Annotated in this window: 17 protein-coding genes; all 17 read right to left on the bottom strand. The window is 50.4% G+C overall.

All coding sequences use genetic code 11. The annotated features are described in order from the left end of the window. Nucleotides 1-27 precede the first annotated feature (27 nt). Complete coding sequence (locus tag ACXPUX_RS05550; RefSeq protein ID WP_458830651.1) at nucleotides 28-798, bottom strand: PIN domain-containing protein; 771 nt, start codon at nucleotides 796-798, stop codon at nucleotides 28-30. A gap of 127 nt (nucleotides 799-925) precedes the next feature. Continuing rightward, complete coding sequence (locus ACXPUX_RS05545; protein ID WP_458830649.1) at nucleotides 926-1,129, bottom strand: transposon-transfer assisting family protein; 204 nt, start codon at nucleotides 1,127-1,129, stop codon at nucleotides 926-928. Beyond that, nucleotides 1,119-2,033, bottom strand: coding sequence for an LPD16 domain-containing protein (locus ACXPUX_RS05540; RefSeq protein WP_458830647.1), 915 nt, complete (start codon nucleotides 2,031-2,033; stop codon nucleotides 1,119-1,121). The genes ACXPUX_RS05545 and ACXPUX_RS05540 overlap by 11 nt, the downstream gene beginning before the upstream one ends. Further along, nucleotides 2,033-4,066 carry a DNA topoisomerase 3 gene (locus ACXPUX_RS05535; RefSeq protein ID WP_458831167.1) on the bottom strand — a complete coding sequence of 678 codons (2,034 nt, stop codon included), beginning with the start codon at nucleotides 4,064-4,066 and terminating at the stop codon, nucleotides 2,033-2,035. Before ACXPUX_RS05535 ends, ACXPUX_RS05540 begins: the two co-directional genes overlap by 1 nt. A gap of 99 nt (nucleotides 4,067-4,165) precedes the next feature. Beyond that, nucleotides 4,166-4,903 (bottom strand): DUF4366 domain-containing protein, encoded by a 738-nt coding sequence (locus ACXPUX_RS05530; protein ID WP_458830645.1) that lies wholly within the window; start codon nucleotides 4,901-4,903, stop codon nucleotides 4,166-4,168. Continuing rightward, nucleotides 4,890-5,159: a DUF4315 family protein gene (locus tag ACXPUX_RS05525; protein WP_097781999.1), complete on the bottom strand. Its 270-nt coding sequence runs from the start codon at nucleotides 5,157-5,159 to the stop codon at nucleotides 4,890-4,892. The genes ACXPUX_RS05530 and ACXPUX_RS05525 overlap by 14 nt, the downstream gene beginning before the upstream one ends. A 15-nt stretch (nucleotides 5,160-5,174) precedes the next feature. Next, nucleotides 5,175-6,917, bottom strand: coding sequence for a C40 family peptidase (locus ACXPUX_RS05520; protein WP_458830643.1), 1,743 nt, complete (start codon nucleotides 6,915-6,917; stop codon nucleotides 5,175-5,177). Continuing rightward, nucleotides 6,914-9,283 (bottom strand): VirB4-like conjugal transfer ATPase, CD1110 family, encoded by a 2,370-nt coding sequence (locus ACXPUX_RS05515; RefSeq protein ID WP_458830641.1) that lies wholly within the window; start codon nucleotides 9,281-9,283, stop codon nucleotides 6,914-6,916. The genes ACXPUX_RS05520 and ACXPUX_RS05515 overlap by 4 nt, the downstream gene beginning before the upstream one ends. Further along, nucleotides 9,258-9,620, bottom strand: a complete 363-nt coding sequence (locus ACXPUX_RS05510; RefSeq protein WP_458830639.1) for a PrgI family protein — start codon at nucleotides 9,618-9,620, stop codon at nucleotides 9,258-9,260. Before ACXPUX_RS05510 ends, ACXPUX_RS05515 begins: the two co-directional genes overlap by 26 nt. Nucleotides 9,621-9,633: 13 nt before the next feature. Next, a complete protein-coding gene (locus tag ACXPUX_RS05505; RefSeq protein ID WP_118554115.1) occupies nucleotides 9,634-10,500 on the bottom strand; it encodes a VirB6/TrbL-like conjugal transfer protein, CD1112 family in 867 nt (288 codons plus the stop codon). A 218-nt stretch (nucleotides 10,501-10,718) separates the two neighbouring features. Continuing rightward, entirely contained in the window at nucleotides 10,719-10,934 is a 216-nt protein-coding gene (locus tag ACXPUX_RS05500) for a Maff2 family mobile element protein (protein ID WP_055186938.1), read from the bottom strand. Between the two features lie 140 nt (nucleotides 10,935-11,074). After that, a complete protein-coding gene (locus ACXPUX_RS05495; protein WP_348801366.1) occupies nucleotides 11,075-12,841 on the bottom strand; it encodes a VirD4-like conjugal transfer protein, CD1115 family in 1,767 nt (588 codons plus the stop codon). Then, nucleotides 12,838-13,296, bottom strand: a complete 459-nt coding sequence (locus ACXPUX_RS05490; protein ID WP_128117793.1) for a PcfB family protein — start codon at nucleotides 13,294-13,296, stop codon at nucleotides 12,838-12,840. Before ACXPUX_RS05490 ends, ACXPUX_RS05495 begins: the two co-directional genes overlap by 4 nt. 29 nt (nucleotides 13,297-13,325) lie before the next feature. Then, complete coding sequence (locus ACXPUX_RS05485) at nucleotides 13,326-13,943, bottom strand: DUF3846 domain-containing protein (protein WP_332376128.1); 618 nt, start codon at nucleotides 13,941-13,943, stop codon at nucleotides 13,326-13,328. 7 nt (nucleotides 13,944-13,950) lie between these two features. After that, the gene (locus ACXPUX_RS05480; RefSeq protein WP_458830636.1) at nucleotides 13,951-14,421 is read right to left on the bottom strand and encodes a hypothetical protein; all 471 of its coding nucleotides are present in this window, start codon (nucleotides 14,419-14,421) and stop codon (nucleotides 13,951-13,953) included. A 66-nt stretch (nucleotides 14,422-14,487) separates the two neighbouring features. Next, nucleotides 14,488-15,420: a ParB/RepB/Spo0J family partition protein gene (locus tag ACXPUX_RS05475; protein WP_371292515.1), complete on the bottom strand. Its 933-nt coding sequence runs from the start codon at nucleotides 15,418-15,420 to the stop codon at nucleotides 14,488-14,490. Further along, nucleotides 15,377-16,204 (bottom strand): ParA family protein, encoded by an 828-nt coding sequence (locus ACXPUX_RS05470; RefSeq protein ID WP_458831165.1) that lies wholly within the window; start codon nucleotides 16,202-16,204, stop codon nucleotides 15,377-15,379. Before ACXPUX_RS05470 ends, ACXPUX_RS05475 begins: the two co-directional genes overlap by 44 nt. Nucleotides 16,205-16,206 lie beyond the last annotated feature (2 nt).

Here is a 16,206-nt window from a genome sequence, read left to right as displayed (position 1 = left end):
GTACATATTGTCACAAACAGTAAACTATTATGAACGTATAAGACGCCATTTGTTATTTACAAACCCCTTATTGTCCTGCCCGATATTCTTTATAGCTGAAGATTCAATATGTGTCGTTTCATTTGCAGCATCACTTCCAGAATCATAGTTGCAATACCGTGTTACAAGTTTCTGAAGCTCTTTGTCTTTAGTGTAAAGGTATCTCTTATATGTGACCGCTGTGGCAAGAATCAGCAAATCCATAAAGGAATTTCTGTAGTTGGCTTTCACATTGTACTCGCCTTTGATTTCTTCATAGATACGGTACATCACATCCACAATTTCTTGAGTTATCGGAGCCACAGATAAATCATTATCTATTAAGAACTGCACTTTATTACGAAATGTTATATAATCTTTCCTGCTATACGTATTTCTTGCAAAAAACAGCAATCCATCAAGATCTTTTCGATTTATTAGTTGACTGATGGCCTCGTTTGAATAAATCACAATGTTATCGAATTCGCTGTTAAAATCGAGGACGATCTTATCAGCTCTATGTTTTCCTATTTCACATCCTTTTCTTCTGAAGCGATAGTGAGTAGGTAAAGGCGGATGGTTGATTGCCAATTTGACAGGGTACATTTTTGCGCGATTACAGTCTTTTTCCATAACGCTCAGAAACTCTAACGCAACAACAGATGAAATTTGACCGCCCGTTATATCACATTCCTGAATAACGTCCTCGATGTCTTTATCAAGTGAGTTCTTATTGTCGTTAAATTTGTAGAAAAGGATTTGCGTATCAAAGAAATCCATATATCATACTCCTTAATGGTCTGGCACAAAAAAGAAAAAGGATCCCTGATAGAGAAAGTAATTTGATTATAGCACACAATCTACAACCACAAAAGAGGATATGTACGCCGCCAGCAGGCGGCAAAAATCAGTTGAGCGGAAATTCGACCTCTGCGAAATCGGCATCCGACATGAGTTTCAGTTTTTCGATAACACCCTCGGACAATTCGCGCAGGGCAGTTTCATCCGGCAGAAGATAGCACTGCATCAAACGCAGTTCCTGCATCAAGCCTGACCTGGAGCCGGGATTGTAGAGCATCATCAGCATCAGCTCTTCACCATCAAAGTTCATGGACATCCCTCACTTTCCTACACCCGGCAGGGTTGCACTCCGGGACATCGCATTTTTCTTTTGCGCCAGCCAGTGAAGTCACCTTTTCCAATGTGGAAGGGCGGTGGTTTGCGCCCAGTTCTTCTGCTTCTGCGGCTCTGTCCATCACAAAATCATAGTCCTGCAACAACCGCCGACCTTTTTCCATGTGATGTGTTTCCAGAATTTGCTCACGGACTTCCTGAATGGTCAATTCCGGCGCATCGACCTGACCACCATCCATCACGGAAAAGTCGCTGTGATAGATAGTGTAATCCCAACCTTCATCGGTGGACTGGATAGCAATATAGCCTTTACCACCCAATTCCCATGCACCCTGCTCATCTTGCGTCTGGATTTCCGGGTAGAAGTCTGCGTGGTTCCTACCCATAATATCGGCAAACTGGCAGATGTGGAACACATTGCCCAGACCGCCCATATCAAAGTGGTAATCATCCAAATGTTCCAGCTTTGCCGTAAAACTGCGACCATCCGGGTAGTCAATTTGAATCACACCGCCATCGGGAATGCGATAGAGATCGTCATAGTGGCTGTTGATGAGTCGAATATCCTTTGGCATCGTTTCAGGCTCCCAGATACGCCGTTTGTGGATGCCGGATGCGGGAACACTTTCGAGGATTTTTACGCTTTCGAGCTGGATGACCTTGCGCTCATCATCCGAAAGTTCAAACAGATACCAGTTCCGGGCAGCAGCAATGGCGTTTTTGCCATCCGGCGGTAGATTCTTTTCGGAGATCTGCCCGCTTTCCAACTGTTCGCCTGTTACCTTATTATAAGTGGCAAAGCCGACGCCCGCGCCATTTTCCCGGAGGTGCAGATAGCGTTCATCGTTGATAAGATATACTGCTTCTTTCTTCTGTTCCATCAGCGACCATCCTCAAATTCCAGAGAGAACTTGCTGCGGCCATCGGCTTCGGTGGACAGCAGGACGGTGGCGTTGTACACCTTGCCCTTGGTACTCTTGCAGTCCTTCAGCCGGATGCGGCCATCTCGCAGCAGCTTGTCGGCCACATGAGCGTCCATCCGCTTGCCCAGACGCTTGAAGAAGGCGTTGTCTTTCCACAGAACAAAGCGGCAAGGATTGGATTCACAAAACCAGCCCTTTTCACGCTCCACAACGGAATTGCCACAGTTCGGGCAGACACCAATCACTTTATTTTTCATAAGCGCACTCGCTCCTTTCACGGTCTCGGTGGTGTTTACCAGCGAGGAGATCATATCGTTGATTTCAGTCATAAATGTTTCTGGCTCCATCTCGCCACGCTCCACGTGCAGCAGTTTTGTTTCCCAGTCAGCAGTCATGTCGGCAGACTGGATTTCTTCGGGCATTACGGTGATAAGGGCTTTACCTTTGTCGGTGGGCAGCAGCACCTTGGTTTTCTTGTCGCCCTTGCGCTCCAGAAAGCCTTTCTGTACCAGTTTTTCGATGGTAGCAGCACGAGTAGCTGGAGTGCCGATGCCCTGACGCTCTGCATCCTCTGGCATACTGTCCGCGCTAGCTGTTTCCATAGAGTGCAGCAGAGTATCCTCGGTGAAGTGTTTCGGAGGGAATGTCTGTCCCTCTTTCAGTTCAGCACCAGAAATGCCGCACTCGCTCTGCTCCTGCACATCCGGCAGAGCAGCAGGCTCTTTCTTTTTGTCCAGCAGATCGTCCAGCATTTTGCGCTCGATGCCTTTCCAGCCCTCGTCCAAAACTACCTTGCCTTTTGCCGAAAATTCTTTCCCGGCGCAAATGGTGGTCAGGGTGGTTTCCGCATAGCGGTGAGGTTCGCCAACAGCGCAGAGCAGACGCACCGTAATCAGCCGCAGGATGCTTAATTCTCCGGCGGGCAAAGCCGAAAAGTCTGCCTGTGCCACACTTGCCGTGGGCAGCAGTGCATGGTGGTCACTGACTTTGCTGTTGTTGATTGCTTGCTCTGCATGGACAGGCACGGCTTCATGCACATCAAAGGCTCCCGCAGCAGCCGACATCAGCCCCGGCAGTGATGCCGCCATATCCTCAGTCAGAAAACGGCTGTCCGTGCGCGGGTAAGTGATGAGCTTTTTCTCGTACAAGCTCTGTGCATAGTTCAAGGTCTGCTGTGCTGTAAAGCCCAGCAAGCGGTTGGCATCCCGCTGGAGCGTAGTGAGGTCATAGAGCGGCGGTGGATTTTCGGCCTTTTCCTTGCGCGTGATTTTCTGGATCGTGGACACCATCTCCTTTCTGCACTCCGCAAGCAGCTTTTCCGCGTCCGCTTTTTCAGAAATGCGGCGGCTTAATGCCACAAAACCGCTTGTCAGCTCCAGAGCCACCGTGTAGAACTTTTCCGGGACAAAAGCAGCAATGGCGGCTTCTCGTTCCACCGTCATGGCAAGTGTCGGGGTCATTACTCTGCCGACTGCCAAAGGCCGACCATACAGGCAGGAAAAAAGCCGGGAACAGTTGATGCCGACCATCCAATCGGCACGTTCCCGGCAGAGTGCAGCCTGATACAGTGCATCATATTCTGTTGACGGTTTCAGATTTGCAAAGCCCTCCCGGATGGCATTGTCCTCCATGCTGGACAGCCACAGCCGGGAAACAGGCTTTTTACACCCAGCCTGTTCGTAAACCAGCCGGAAAATCAGTTCGCCTTCACGCCCTGCGTCCGTTGCGCAGATAATGCTCTCCACATCGGCGCGGTGCATGAGCTTTTTCAGGATTCCGAACTGCTTTTTTGTGCTGGCAGACACAAGGTACTGCCACCTTTGCGGCAGGATAGGCAGATCGGCTACATTCCATTTGACGTACTTTTCATCGTAGGTGCTGGGCGGAGCCAGTTCTACCAGATGGCCGATACACCAACTCACGATATAGCCGCTGCCCTCAAGGTAGCCATCCTGCCGCCCCTGCACCCCCAAAACCTTGGCGTAAGACATGGCAACGGACGGCTTTTCGGTCACGATCAAAATTGCGATAAGCGTTCCCTCCAATCTATTTCGGATTATGGTATGTAGGCGGCAACCGCCGCCCTAAAATCAGATAGGAGTTACATCCTGTTCCTCGGAAATATCCTCATCTTCCGAATCATCCTCCGGGGGAATCTCAAAGTCACCCGTATCCTCGGTGTAGTCCACGTCCGGGTCAATAGCTTCTTTTTCTGCCTGTTTCTTGTTCTTCTGCTGGATGAAAAAATAGAAACCGCCGCCCGCTACCAGCGCGATCAGTGCCACGATACCGAGAAACGCCGCAGCATATTTTGTCACCTTGTTTTCTTTTGGAGCGTCTGCCGCTTTTTCCGCTTCCTCTGCGGCTTTCTTTGCTTCTTCCTCGGCTTTCAGCTTGTCCAGTTCAGCCTGCTTCGCCGCTTCTTTTTCAGCATTGTAGGCTTCTGCATCTTCTTCCTCCATCAGGGTCAAAAGGTCGCCTTCATCCACCAAATTCATGAAGTGAACGGTCTGCTGTCCTTTGGCATTGCGGTCGATTACCAGATAGAAGGTGGCACCCGACTTGCTCACCATCGTAATGAACTGCTGGCCGGAGCCGTCCGAATAATTGGTGTAGTAATCGTCCACCAGTGTCAGATTGCCTTCCGGGGTCAATGCGCCCGTTTCCTCACCCGTAATGGTGACAGCATCTTCTTCCTCCACGATTTCCGGCAAAACAGGTTCTTCTACCGGGGTGGTATCGCCCTCATAGGCGAAAGCAGGAGCGGCCATGCCGATGCACAGCACTGCCGATACCAGCAGTGCGCCGAATTTCTTAATCTTCATCATTGGTATCTTCCTCCTTTGCAAATACAGCACCGACCACGGCCAGCGCAGCCGGGTTCGGGGTGGCGTTGGCCGACTGCCGCAGCAGAGCAGCAAGCTGTTCCGGGCTGACCTTTGCACTACGCACCATTTCGTTTACCTCGGCGGCTTCGGCCTCCTGAATCCGTCGTTCCAGAATTTCGATGCGGTTATTCAGCTTGATGCGCCGCTCTTTCTCTTTTTCGAGCATCGCTCGCAGTTTTTCCAGTTTTTCGCTCATAATAGAACCCTCCAATCATTTTGAAAGCCGTCCGAATCCGGCAAGATACTGTTGCCAGTAGGACGAGTGGATGTCAGCATATTTGATGGGGTCTCCGGCACTGACCATCATGCCATTACCGAGATAGATTCCGCAATGGCTCATCCCCGGCGTATCATACGTTCCTTTGAAGAAAACCAAGTCACCGGGCTTTGCTTCGGCTTCGGAAATATGCTGGCTCTTCTGCCATAATCCGTTTGCGGTGGTGCGCCCAACATCATAACCAGCTTGATTGTAGACCCAGCAGACATAGCCGGAGCAGTCGAAGCCTGTTTCCGGGGTGGAGCCACCCCAAACATAGGGAGTGCCAACATATTTTTTGGCTTCCTCATAGATAGCGGCAAACTCCGTGTCAGTTAGAGCTTCCGCAGGAACCGTGTAGTCGATGCCGGGTGCGCCGGAGACATCCGAGCCACCGGGCGGCAGACCGCCGTTGAACAGGTAAGGCCGACCGCCCAGTGTGTCCTGAAAAATCTCGTACCGTTTCCACTGATTTTCGGTCAGCTCTTCCCGGATAACAACTTCCAGACCACGGTTTTCCAGTTTGGTGTGGAAAATCTTGTACTCATACGGCACCTGCGTAGGAACTGGGATGCCCGCAGGACTAATGACCCATACGGTCTTGTACCGAATCTGCACCTCGACCCACGTTGTCAGCTTGTACTGCTTTTTGAAAATCTCCTGCAACTTACCCTGCACTTCTGACCGGGTGTAATCGTCATACAGGGTAGTCAAGAAGGAAGTGAGCTGCCACGGGTCATGTTCGATGGGGTCAAGATGGTACTGGTACTCGTTGTAGCCCGGATGGTCTTGCGGAGTGCGCTTGATTTTTTTGTCCAGTTCCTTTTCTAGCTTCTTGTAATCCTGTTCTGCACCGCGAATGTCCCTGTCCTCGGCAGAATAAATCGTCTGCCCGGATACTTGGGTACTGCCCGAAAAGAGGATGCCGCAGGAGGAAAAACCAGACATCACCATCAGGATGAGCAAAACAAAAACGCCCACGATCACAAGAACGTGCGCGTTACTCTTTGCGGCGGTCATAAGGCTGTTTACTGCCGAACCGACCACAGATTTTCCCTTGTCCACTACTTGTTCTACACCAGACCGTGCGGCAGATGCACCGCCGGATACGGCTTTTTTGCTTCCAACGGTCTGTGCCGCTGTGCCACCAGACCGGGCTGCGGCATAGTAGCTCTGTCGAATGTCATGTTTCTGCCGCCATCGGGAGAGCCAATTGGAACCACCCTCACGGGTACCGATGCCGGAATCTCCTGCATTTTGTGATGCAGTTGGTTCCGCAGAAGATTTTGCGGTTTTGGAGTTTTTCTTGCCCTGCACCTTGGCTTTCTTTTTCAGTTTCCGGGCATAGCGGCTCTTGGAAATATCGCGGACATTTCCAGCGGCCTTTTCACCCTCGCTCAACGCCTGCACACCGACATTATCTTCCTCATACTGGTCGATTTCCCGATGCACCGCAGTCCGGGCAGCATTGGCAGCGTACATCTCGCGCTTTTGCGCTTTGCTCAAACGGCTCAGTTCGTCCGGGGTCAGTTCTGCCTTGCCAAATCGCAAATGCTGGTTTTTTTCTGCGGCCTTGTCCGCATCGAGTTTCAGCTTCTTCTTTTTGGGCGTGGACTGCTCGACCCTCGCTTTCTTCGGGGGAGAGCGTGTCTTTTTGGCTGACGTTTCCTCTTTGAAGTTCAGCTTCGGATTGCTCATTCCTTTTTGCCCTCCGAAACCTCACCCAGCTTCGTGGTCATGATGCGATACAGTTCCAAATCGGTGGGGAATCTATCCACGAACGGGAGAATAACATTGCCGAAGAAAAGCAGTCCTTCACCTTCACCGGAGTGCGTCACATAGGAAAGCTGATGGGGCGAGATGTTGAGCTGCTTTGCGAGGATTTGACGGTCGCCAGCGGCCTGATTCAGCATGATGATCATGTCGCTGTTCTCGAAAATATTCTCGACCTCACGCGAAGAAAGCAGGTCTTTGACGTTCTGCGTTAATCCAGTCGGCACTCCGCCCCATTTTCTGAACCGCTTCCAAATCTCCACAGAATAGGCCGCAGTCTGCTCCTCTTTTAAGAGGAGGTGCATCTCGTCCATATAATATCGGGTGGACTTTCCGCTACTACGATTGGCAGTGACACGTCCCCAGACCTGATCCTGCACGATGAGCATACCGAGCTTCTTCATCTGCTTGCCCAGTTCTTTAATGTCATAACAGACGATTCTGTTGTTGACGTTCACGTTGGTGCGGTGGTTGAACAGATTCAGACTGCCCTTGACGTAGATTTCCAGAGCGGTAGCAACATGATGAGCTTCTTTCTCGTCCTGCTGGAGCAGGGCGTTGTACAAGTCCTCCAGAATCGGCATATTCTCCGGGCAGGGGTCAGCAAAATATTTCCGATAAATCAGATGCACACAGCGGTCAATGACCGTCTTTTCCACCGGGAGCAGACCTTCCTTGCCGCCGACAACCAGTTCGCACAGAGAAAGAATAAAGTCCGCTTTCAGGGACAGCGGATTATCTTCTTCCGAATAGTTGGCGTTAATGTCCATCGGGTTGATGAACTGGGTGCTGTTGGGGCTGATTTTAATGACCTGTCCTTTCAGTCGGTTTACCAGTGGGGAATATTCGCCTTCGGGGTCGTTGATGATAATATCATCATCCGTCACCAGAAAGGCATTTGCGATTTCACGCTTTGCCGAGAAACTTTTGCCGGAGCCGGGAGTACCGAGGATAAGTCCATTCGGATTTTTCAGCTTCTTTCTGTCCACCATAATCAAATTGTTGGAGAGAGCATTCAAACCGTAGTACAGAGATTCTTTGCCGGACTGGTAAAGCTCCTGTGTGGTGAATGGAATGAAAATGGCCGTACTGCTGGTAGTAAGGCCGCGCTGAATCTCAATCTGATTATCGGCCAGCGGCAGAGAGGACATAAGCCCCTGTTCCTGCTGGTAATCCAAGCGGCACAGATTGCAGTTGTGCTTCTGTGCGATGGAACTGGCCTGAAAGACGTTGTTTTCCAGTTCCTGCTCAGTGCGGCCGGTGTTCAGCACCAGAAAAGTGACAAGGAACATCCGCTCGTTCTGACCCTGCAATTCTTTCAGCAGAGCCTTTGCATCCCGGCCATAGGTTGCCAAATCGGACGGAATGATGTCGATGTCGTACCCGGCACGGATTGCTTTCTTCTGTTCCTCGATCTTGCTGCGATCGAGTTCCGTAATGGTGCGCTTGACCGTTTTGATGGCGCGGTTCTGGTCTACCGACTGGATGTGCATGGTGACGATCTGGCTGGAATCCATATCCAAAAAATCTTTCAGAAGCTGGTCGCTGATGTCGGAGGCCGTGATGCTCAGAAAACTGGCGGCGCAGTAGATGCCGCCCATCTGGAAAGTGCGGCTGTTTTTGAAGGCGAAAGCAGTCGGTGCAATGGCATCTTTCACCGAAAGGCCGCTTTTCACGAGATCTTTCCAGTCAAAATGGAACTTGGATGCACCGTCCATGTTGAACATATCGTGCATGAGTTTCAGCCGCTCGGCACCGTTCAGGGGCTTTGCCTGCACCCCCAGCCGATGAAAATTGTTGAGCAAATCATTCTGAACATGGTCGAGCCGGGTCTTGACGGTTTTCATGCTTTCACCCTCCACGCCGAAGGTGATGAACTTGGTCTTGGTTAAACCGTTATTGCCCTTGGCAAGCTGCTGGCGCAGCATCTGCGAATACTCGGCACGAACATCATCGAAACCATCTTTCTGGAACGGAATACGGATGCTCTTTTCAAACTCGCTGCTATCCGTTGCCATGTTCACAAAGGACAATTCAAACTTGATGCTGGAATCGAAGAAGTTCAGAAAACTGCACCATTCCTCGAAAATCGCAGTCTTGTCCTCCTGCTGGGCAAGCTGGTAATTGATGTCTTGGTAGGCGATCGTCCGGGTGTAGTAGTTCGGCTTCACCCGGCAAGTGCCATCCTCAAACATCCGCTGCATGGGGATGGACTGCTGCGCTGTCCGGGGAACAGTGGGCTTCGGCGGCTTTTTCTTGCCGCCCTTACTGGTCTTTTTCCAAAACGGCATGGGCTGACCCTCCTTTCATAAGCAGTACATAGTAGTTGTTGGTCTTGTAAGGTCGAATCTTCGGGCGCAGGAACCGCGCCTGAATATAGTGCGACAGCAGCTTTTCCAGCGGCTGACCGTTTTTCTCGTACATACCGAGAAAAAACGCAGGCAGCATGACTGCCATCATGCCAAGGGTGGCAGCAGAGTTGCCGCCGGAATCCCGGAGCAAAAAGAAAAGCGGCACTCCAATCAGTGCCGCCGTACCGAAACAAAGCAACTGCCGCTTTGTCAGATTGAATGCAACCTTCGATTTCACTTTCGTAAGGTCACGCGGAACAGAAATATACGCAGCCAATAAAGCACCTCCTTTAATGCGCTCCGAGAACAGATTTTGTCACAGAGCTGGTTTTGAACAGGCTGAAACAGAGCAGAACGGTGTAGCCGACAATGCCCCAGATCGAATTGATGGCATCGCCGGAAATCGCCACATTCTGAATCAACACGGCATAGATGGCCACGCAGATGAGGATGAGAAAGCCCTGAAATCCCAGCGCAAACAAGCATTTCAGATAGTTCTGTCCCATGTGGCTCTGTTCATGGTTGCCCCATGTTGCCATGGGAATCGGCGCAAGGCTCACCATACAGTAGATCTCAATCATGCGTCCGTACACAATGACGAAAATCACGATTGAGAGGATTCTCATGGTGATGCCGATGAAGAAGCTCTGCAAAAAAAGCCCGAAGAGTGGACCGACATCCATTTGCATCAGACTGGCTTCCAGCATCGACAGGCCGATTTCATTGACGCGAGTATTGCCCGCAATAATGCCGCTGGAATCGGACACGACTTTCTGCGTCAGGTCAAAGACTGCCATCACAATATCGAACGTGTTGGAGATGAACCATACTGAAACAGCGGTCTTGAAAATCCAGCGCATAATAAGTGCTGGCTCAAACTGCGCCATGTTGTTATGCTGGGTTATCATTTCAATCAGTTCATAACAGGCGATAAATGTGAGGATAATGCCCGCAATCGGCAGAACCACGTTCCGGGAGAGCGATTCGATCATCGCAAAAACGCGTGGTTCAAAGGCCGATGGCCGTGTGCCGACCTGTTGCGCAATGTCACCGACCTGCTCATTTACGGCATCGAACAGCCCGGACAGGTTTGACATGATGCCAGCCGTCAGGATACCCTTTATCCAATCGGCTATGGCTTTGAGAACGGTTTCCATTCAGCAGTCACCGTCCTTTAGGTGAAGTGGTTGATAAGGGTCTTGAGAAGGTTCAGAACAAAAATAATGTGGGTCAGAAGCTGCATAATAGCACCGCCTTTCGTTGATGGGTGGATGGTCTTGCAGCAATTCACTTCCTATTATAATAGGGGCTGTTATCCACAGCGAGGATTGAAGCGATTGCGTATGTACAGGCGGAATAAATCCGCCCGCTGTTCTTAACCGAACAGGCCGCTCAGCAGAGGAATCAGGGTAATGCCGACCAGCGCGACACCGCCGCCAGCCATGAGCTGCTTCATACCCTGACTCTTGCTGCCGGGGTTATCGTTGCCATAACCTTCCAGCAGGTTGATGGCACCCCAAACGCCGAGGCCAGCACCCAGAGCGACAACCAGAGTCTGAAGAACTTCGATAGCAGAGTTAAAGAATTCCATAGTCGTTTCTCCTTTATAATTGAAAACTTGTAGACCGTCCGTACACACCTGAAGCCATAATAGTTGAGCCGCAAGCTGCGGTGGGAGTTGACTTGCTGGTGTACCTCTCTGGCCGGGTAAAAATAAAGCCGCCTACCGAATCAGGCAGACGGGAGCGAATCAGCGTCCACCACGATGAACTCATCACCGGGGTGGATTTCTGTTTTTCGGTTCAGATATTTTTCAATATCGAATCGGTTCTTTTCGTCAAAATCAGAAGTGAGCTTGTAGTTCGGGTGCTGAGTCAAATCGTACTTGTCCGAGAGAAAAGGCCGCACACCGCGCAACTGCAAAATGCACTTGCCGCCATCCAGCACAGCCAGCTCATCTCGACTTAATAATTCGTGACCCAATTTGGAGTAATTTGTGCCGTAAGATGGGGAGTTCCCACGCGTATCCGAAGTGTTGTACGCATCAATCGTTTCCTTGCCCAACATTTCAGACAGGTCTTTCAGTGTGCCGGGTTCTGAACCGCCGAGAAAAATCTGACTGTCCATATTGCCGATGATGGTGTCGGCATTATCCTTGTAGATAGCCTTTAACTGGCTTTTCGCCTGCAAAACAAGGCAAGCCGAAATCTCACGGCTGCGGATGGTTGCCACCAGCTTTTCCAGATTAGGAATCTGCCCGATATTAGCGCATTCATCAATCAGACAGCGTACATGAATGGGCAGCTTGCCGCCGTACACATCGTCTGCTTTGTCGCACAAGAGGTTAAAAAGCTGGGTGTAGACCATCGAAATCAGGAAATTAAAGGTGCTGTCCGTATCCGACATGATGAGGAACAGAGCTGTTTTCTTATCGCCCAGCGTATCCAGTTGCAGCTCATCATACATCGTTAAATCGCGCAATTCTTGAATGTCGAATGGGGCAAGCCTAGCACCGCAGGAAATGAGGATGGATTTTGCGGTCTTTCCGGCAGCTAATTTATAGAGCTTGTACTGCCGTCCTGCAAAGCTGTTCGGCTTCTTTTTGGCTAAATCCTCAAAGAGCAAATCAACTGGATTTTGGTATTCTTCATCGTCCTCCAGCACCTGCATGGTATTGAGCATTTCCAGCAGCGTAGCGAAATTCTGTTCCTCGACAGGGGCTTCATAATGCAGATAGGCGATAAGAGCGGTAAGCAAAAGACGTTCACTTTTCTCCCAAAATGGATCGCCGCCAGACCCCTCACCCTTGGTGTTGGTCATAAGCGTTGTCACCAGCTTCAAAATGTCTTTTTCGCTGTGAACGTAGCTGAACGGATTGTAGTGCATCGACTTTTTGAAGTTGATGGTGTTCAGGATTTTTACCTTATAACCGTTTTTCAGCATGGCTTGCCCACATTCAAGCACGATCGTACCTTTCGGGTCAGTGACCACATAGGAACTGTGACATTGCAGGAGGTTTGGTTTCAGCCAAAATCTCGTTTTGCCGGAGCCAGAGCCGCCGACCACCAGCACGTTTTTGTTTCTCGCGTTCTTGGGGTCAGGTGGGCGGTTGCTCATCATCAACCGCTCTGTTTTGGTTAAAATAATGTTGTCGGCAAACTTCGGAGCTTGAAAAGGTTCAATGTCCTTGGGTGTACCCCATCGGGCAGAGCCATATTCCATGCCGTGCCGATATTTCTTTGCATTTTTGCTTCGCAAATATACGGCAAGCCGTAACCCTGCGCCGCAGAAAAAGCCGATAAGCAAATCCAATGGGTGCAAACTGGGCAGCGGATTCGCAAAGGCTAAAGGCAGCGTTCCCACCATAGACATGATTTTATCGCCCAGTTCTTTGCCCTCGGCCAGCCGCCATGCTTCACCGAAATTTGTTGCCACCAGTCCCAGCAGGATATAGGGTAGATACAGAGCAAGCAGCTTCGTCAGCTTTTTTGTGGTCATAGTCCGCGCTCCTGTTCCTTGCGGCGCACCTTGCCGGGAAGTTCTGCTGCGGCTTGCACCAGCTCATGCAGCTTTTCCAGTACAGAGGGTCGCTTGGTTTTACTCAGAAGGGATGCGGAATATTCTTTAAAAGCCGCATTAAATGCCTCCACATCTGGGGCTTTGAAAAAGACCAGATACCGGGGCGGCATTTCAGAGTTATCCTTGCGAATAGCATAGTCAATGCCATATTTTTTTGCATACCGTTCAAACCCACGGATATTTGTTTTGTCGATTTCCACACTGGAAACACCACGATTCTGCCGCAGTAGCATTCGGACGCTCTGTTTGCCGCCAGCCATCTTCGCTTGCTGCTGTTGAATGGCAGCTTTTCCGGCATTAAGAATTGTCCGGGCGGTCAACTTTGTAGTAGACACCACGATGTTGAATGTTTTCTGCTCGACTTCTTCCTGCATTTTACCACCTCCCGTGCAGAAGTTTGGATTTAACGGTCATGTTCCGCTGGGGGCTTGTTCACGGCTTTATTCTCGGCGGACTTCACAGCGTCGTCCGGGATAGGAATCACCAACAGACGATTTCCTAACTTCAAAAAGGTTTCAGGCTGGTGAAAATGCTTCTCATACTTCTGTGCCAGTTCCGGGGAAAGCGATTCAAAATCCTCCGCACCCTCTCCGACAACCAGAAAAGTTCCGGCAACAACATCATACATTTGACCATGCTCATCACGCAAGGCACGATTCAAGGGCAGCCCCGTCAGCTTACCTTCATCGTTATACACGATAGCAACCGGATCATCGAAAGGATAGCTTGCCGCAATGGTGCCACCGACAGCATCCTGAAAATCTTTCAGTTCCGTGCCAATGGTGGCTTTCTGCGGATACATACCGGGCTGAACCAAAAGAATCTCCATTTTTCTGTTCTCGGAAAGCTCCTGCTCACCCACGGTTTTGAAATCGACACCGACAAAATCTGTGGAATCGAGAACATAGTCCTCATTGTTCCACGCTTCTGTAACGAGCCGCTCTGCTTCTGCCCGCGAATCGGCTTCAACAGAAACCGTGCGTTGGAGCGTTTCTGTAATTTCCACATCAAACTTCTTCATGCACACCTTAGTCGATGCAGATGCAGGTCAGCTTGTCGCGGTCGATCATCAGAGTGACACTGTTGCTTTCCAGATATTTCTGGATGGTGTACATATCGCTCATCGTCAGAGATGCAAAATTCCTCTCATCATCGAAGCGGTGGAAAATCACCGGGCCGACCAGATACCGCTTGCCCATCAGCTTAATGACCTGCTTGGGGTTGTAGCGGAAGCCCAGCGGTTCATCTTCGGAAATGGCGATGCCCTCATCTGCTTCATCGAAGCAGGGCAGGATATGCGGCGCATCGTCAGGCCGGATCACGGTCAAATCCAGAACGGGAGAAACTGCTGCAAAGTATGGCTCTGCATTGCCAAGTTCGTTCTGCATGACCATGTGCATGAAAGAGAAGAAGCCGGACACCGTATCGTCGATATGGTCGATTTTCTTGCTCATGGTGCCGATGGTCTTTGCGGTATTGAAATCAATCGTATTGTTCATGGGCGTTACCTCCTAATTTTTTTGCAAAATAAAAGACCCAATCGGGTCTTATCGGTTCATGCGCTGTCAACGCTCATTGCTACGCTGACGCTTTTTCTGCCACGCATCCAGAAGCTGTATTATTTTTTCTTCCATTTGCCGGGGCGTGTAACTGCGCGGAAAGTATTTTCGCAGGATGTCGTTTTTGATAGTTACTGTGTCCAGTTCGCCTTTCTTTTCTTCTCCCATAATGGCAACAACGGCATCAGAGGTGAATTGACCTTTCTGTGCCAGTTCTTTGATGCGCTTTGCCTGTGAAACGGAAGGTGCGTTTTGCGTATCGTCCATCGCCTTTATCATTTCCTGCTGTTGCTCAGGCGAGAGATAAGACAGCTCTACGGCAGGATTGAATGAAATCATTTTTTCGTCCACCATATTGAGCAGTTCAGGAATAAGGTTCGTAAGTCGGACATACCGCTGTACTTGTCTGCCGCTTTCATCGGTGGCTTTTCCTATCACGTCAGCAGCCTCCAACTTCCCGACAACTTGTCGGGAAGTTAAATCCGACCTAGCACCTTGATTTTTTAGAGCATCCAGCTTCATTTTGTACGCGAACGCTCTTTCGCTGGGTGAGATGTGTTCTCGCTGCAAGTTGGAATCAACCATCAGAATCGTGGCGGCATCATCGTCCATATCACGCACGATGACAGGCAGAGTTTCCAGTCCGGCCATCTTTGCGGCGAACTGGCGGCGGTGGCCGGAGATAATCTCGTAGCCGTCACCATCCGGGCGCGGCCTTGCGATAAGCGGAGCCAGCACACCAAACTGAGCAATGCTTTCCACTGTTCGGGTCATGGCTTCATCGTCCACAACTTTGAAAGGATGGTTGGTGAACGGATGCAGCTCATCAATGGGGATTTGCTGTACCTGCTCTCTTTTTTCTTCTTGCCGTTGCTCCTCGGTGGAAAATAGCAGCTCATCTAATCCTTTCAGAGCTAAGTTTCCGTTGTTTTTCGGCATTTGCCAACACCTCCCTCGTTAAAGATTGGTAGGCTGCGGCCACCTTGCCTTTCGGGTCATGCTGGTAAATGCTTTCTCCCGTTGTGCTGATTTCAGCAGCACGAACAGAATGGGGAATCGTCTGCTCGAACACATGGATCTTCCGACCGTAGCCTTGTCGGATTAAATTGACAATCTGCTTGCCATAGGTGGTGCGGCTGTCCGTCATGGTCAGCAAAATGCCCTCGATTTTCAGTTTTGGATTTATCTGCCGCCGAACTTTGCCAATCGTCTGCAAAAGCTGTTCCAGACCTTTTGCTGAAAGGTACTGTGCTTGCATCGGAATCAGTGTCGTGTCTGCCGCTGCCAGTGCGTTGATGGTAAGCATCCCCAATGAGGGAGTGCAATCCAGCAGAATATAATCGTACTCGCGTTTAGCACTGTCCAACACCTGCTTGAGCATCTTTTCCCGGTTCATACTGTTCACAAGGGCGACTTCCATTCCTGCCAATTCAATGTTGGCCGGGATAAGGTCAACGCCCTCTGCATGGTGCAGGATACCATCACCGGGCTGGATGGGCTGGTCGTTCATGGCTTTCTGCATAAGGGTGGACAATGTGGTGGACAGCTCATCCGGCTGCTGCCAGCCCATACTGATGGTAAGTGAACCCTGCGGGTCAACATCCACCAGCAGAACCTTTTTGCCCTCCATTGCCAGACCGATACCAAGATTTTCACAGGTAGTGGTCTTGGCCGTGCCGCCTTTTTGGTTTACGATGGCGATTGTGGTAGCTTTCTTTGCGATAA

It is taken from the genome of Faecalibacterium sp. PGM34, assembly GCF_054456555.1.
The sequence above is the reverse complement of the archived record's forward strand: the minus strand, read 5'-3'. Positions and strand labels throughout refer to the sequence as shown.

Bases quoted from the DNA above. Each gene is read 5' to 3' on its own strand.
- ACXPUX_RS05550 (WP_458830651.1), bottom strand. From the start codon at position 798: ATGGATTTCTTTGATACGCAAATCCTTTTCTACAAATTTAACGACAAT.
- ACXPUX_RS05545 (WP_458830649.1), bottom strand. From the start codon at position 1,129: ATGAACTTTGATGGTGAAGAGCTGATGCTGATGATGCTCTACAATCCC.
- ACXPUX_RS05540 (WP_458830647.1), bottom strand. From the start codon at position 2,033: ATGGAACAGAAGAAAGAAGCAGTATATCTTATCAACGATGAACGCTAT.
- ACXPUX_RS05535 (WP_458831167.1), bottom strand. From the start codon at position 4,066: ATGTCTTACGCCAAGGTTTTGGGGGTGCAGGGGCGGCAGGATGGCTAC.
- ACXPUX_RS05530 (WP_458830645.1), bottom strand. From the start codon at position 4,903: ATGATGAAGATTAAGAAATTCGGCGCACTGCTGGTATCGGCAGTGCTG.
- ACXPUX_RS05525 (WP_097781999.1), bottom strand. From the start codon at position 5,159: ATGAGCGAAAAACTGGAAAAACTGCGAGCGATGCTCGAAAAAGAGAAA.
- ACXPUX_RS05520 (WP_458830643.1), bottom strand. From the start codon at position 6,917: ATGAGCAATCCGAAGCTGAACTTCAAAGAGGAAACGTCAGCCAAAAAG.
- ACXPUX_RS05515 (WP_458830641.1), bottom strand. From the start codon at position 9,283: ATGCCGTTTTGGAAAAAGACCAGTAAGGGCGGCAAGAAAAAGCCGCCG.
- ACXPUX_RS05505 (WP_118554115.1), bottom strand. From the start codon at position 10,500: ATGGAAACCGTTCTCAAAGCCATAGCCGATTGGATAAAGGGTATCCTG.
- ACXPUX_RS05500 (WP_055186938.1), bottom strand. From the start codon at position 10,934: ATGGAATTCTTTAACTCTGCTATCGAAGTTCTTCAGACTCTGGTTGTC.
- ACXPUX_RS05495 (WP_348801366.1), bottom strand. From the start codon at position 12,841: ATGACCACAAAAAAGCTGACGAAGCTGCTTGCTCTGTATCTACCCTAT.
- ACXPUX_RS05490 (WP_128117793.1), bottom strand. From the start codon at position 13,296: ATGCAGGAAGAAGTCGAGCAGAAAACATTCAACATCGTGGTGTCTACT.
- ACXPUX_RS05485 (WP_332376128.1), bottom strand. From the start codon at position 13,943: ATGAAGAAGTTTGATGTGGAAATTACAGAAACGCTCCAACGCACGGTT.
- ACXPUX_RS05480 (WP_458830636.1), bottom strand. From the start codon at position 14,421: ATGAACAATACGATTGATTTCAATACCGCAAAGACCATCGGCACCATG.
- ACXPUX_RS05475 (WP_371292515.1), bottom strand. From the start codon at position 15,420: ATGCCGAAAAACAACGGAAACTTAGCTCTGAAAGGATTAGATGAGCTG.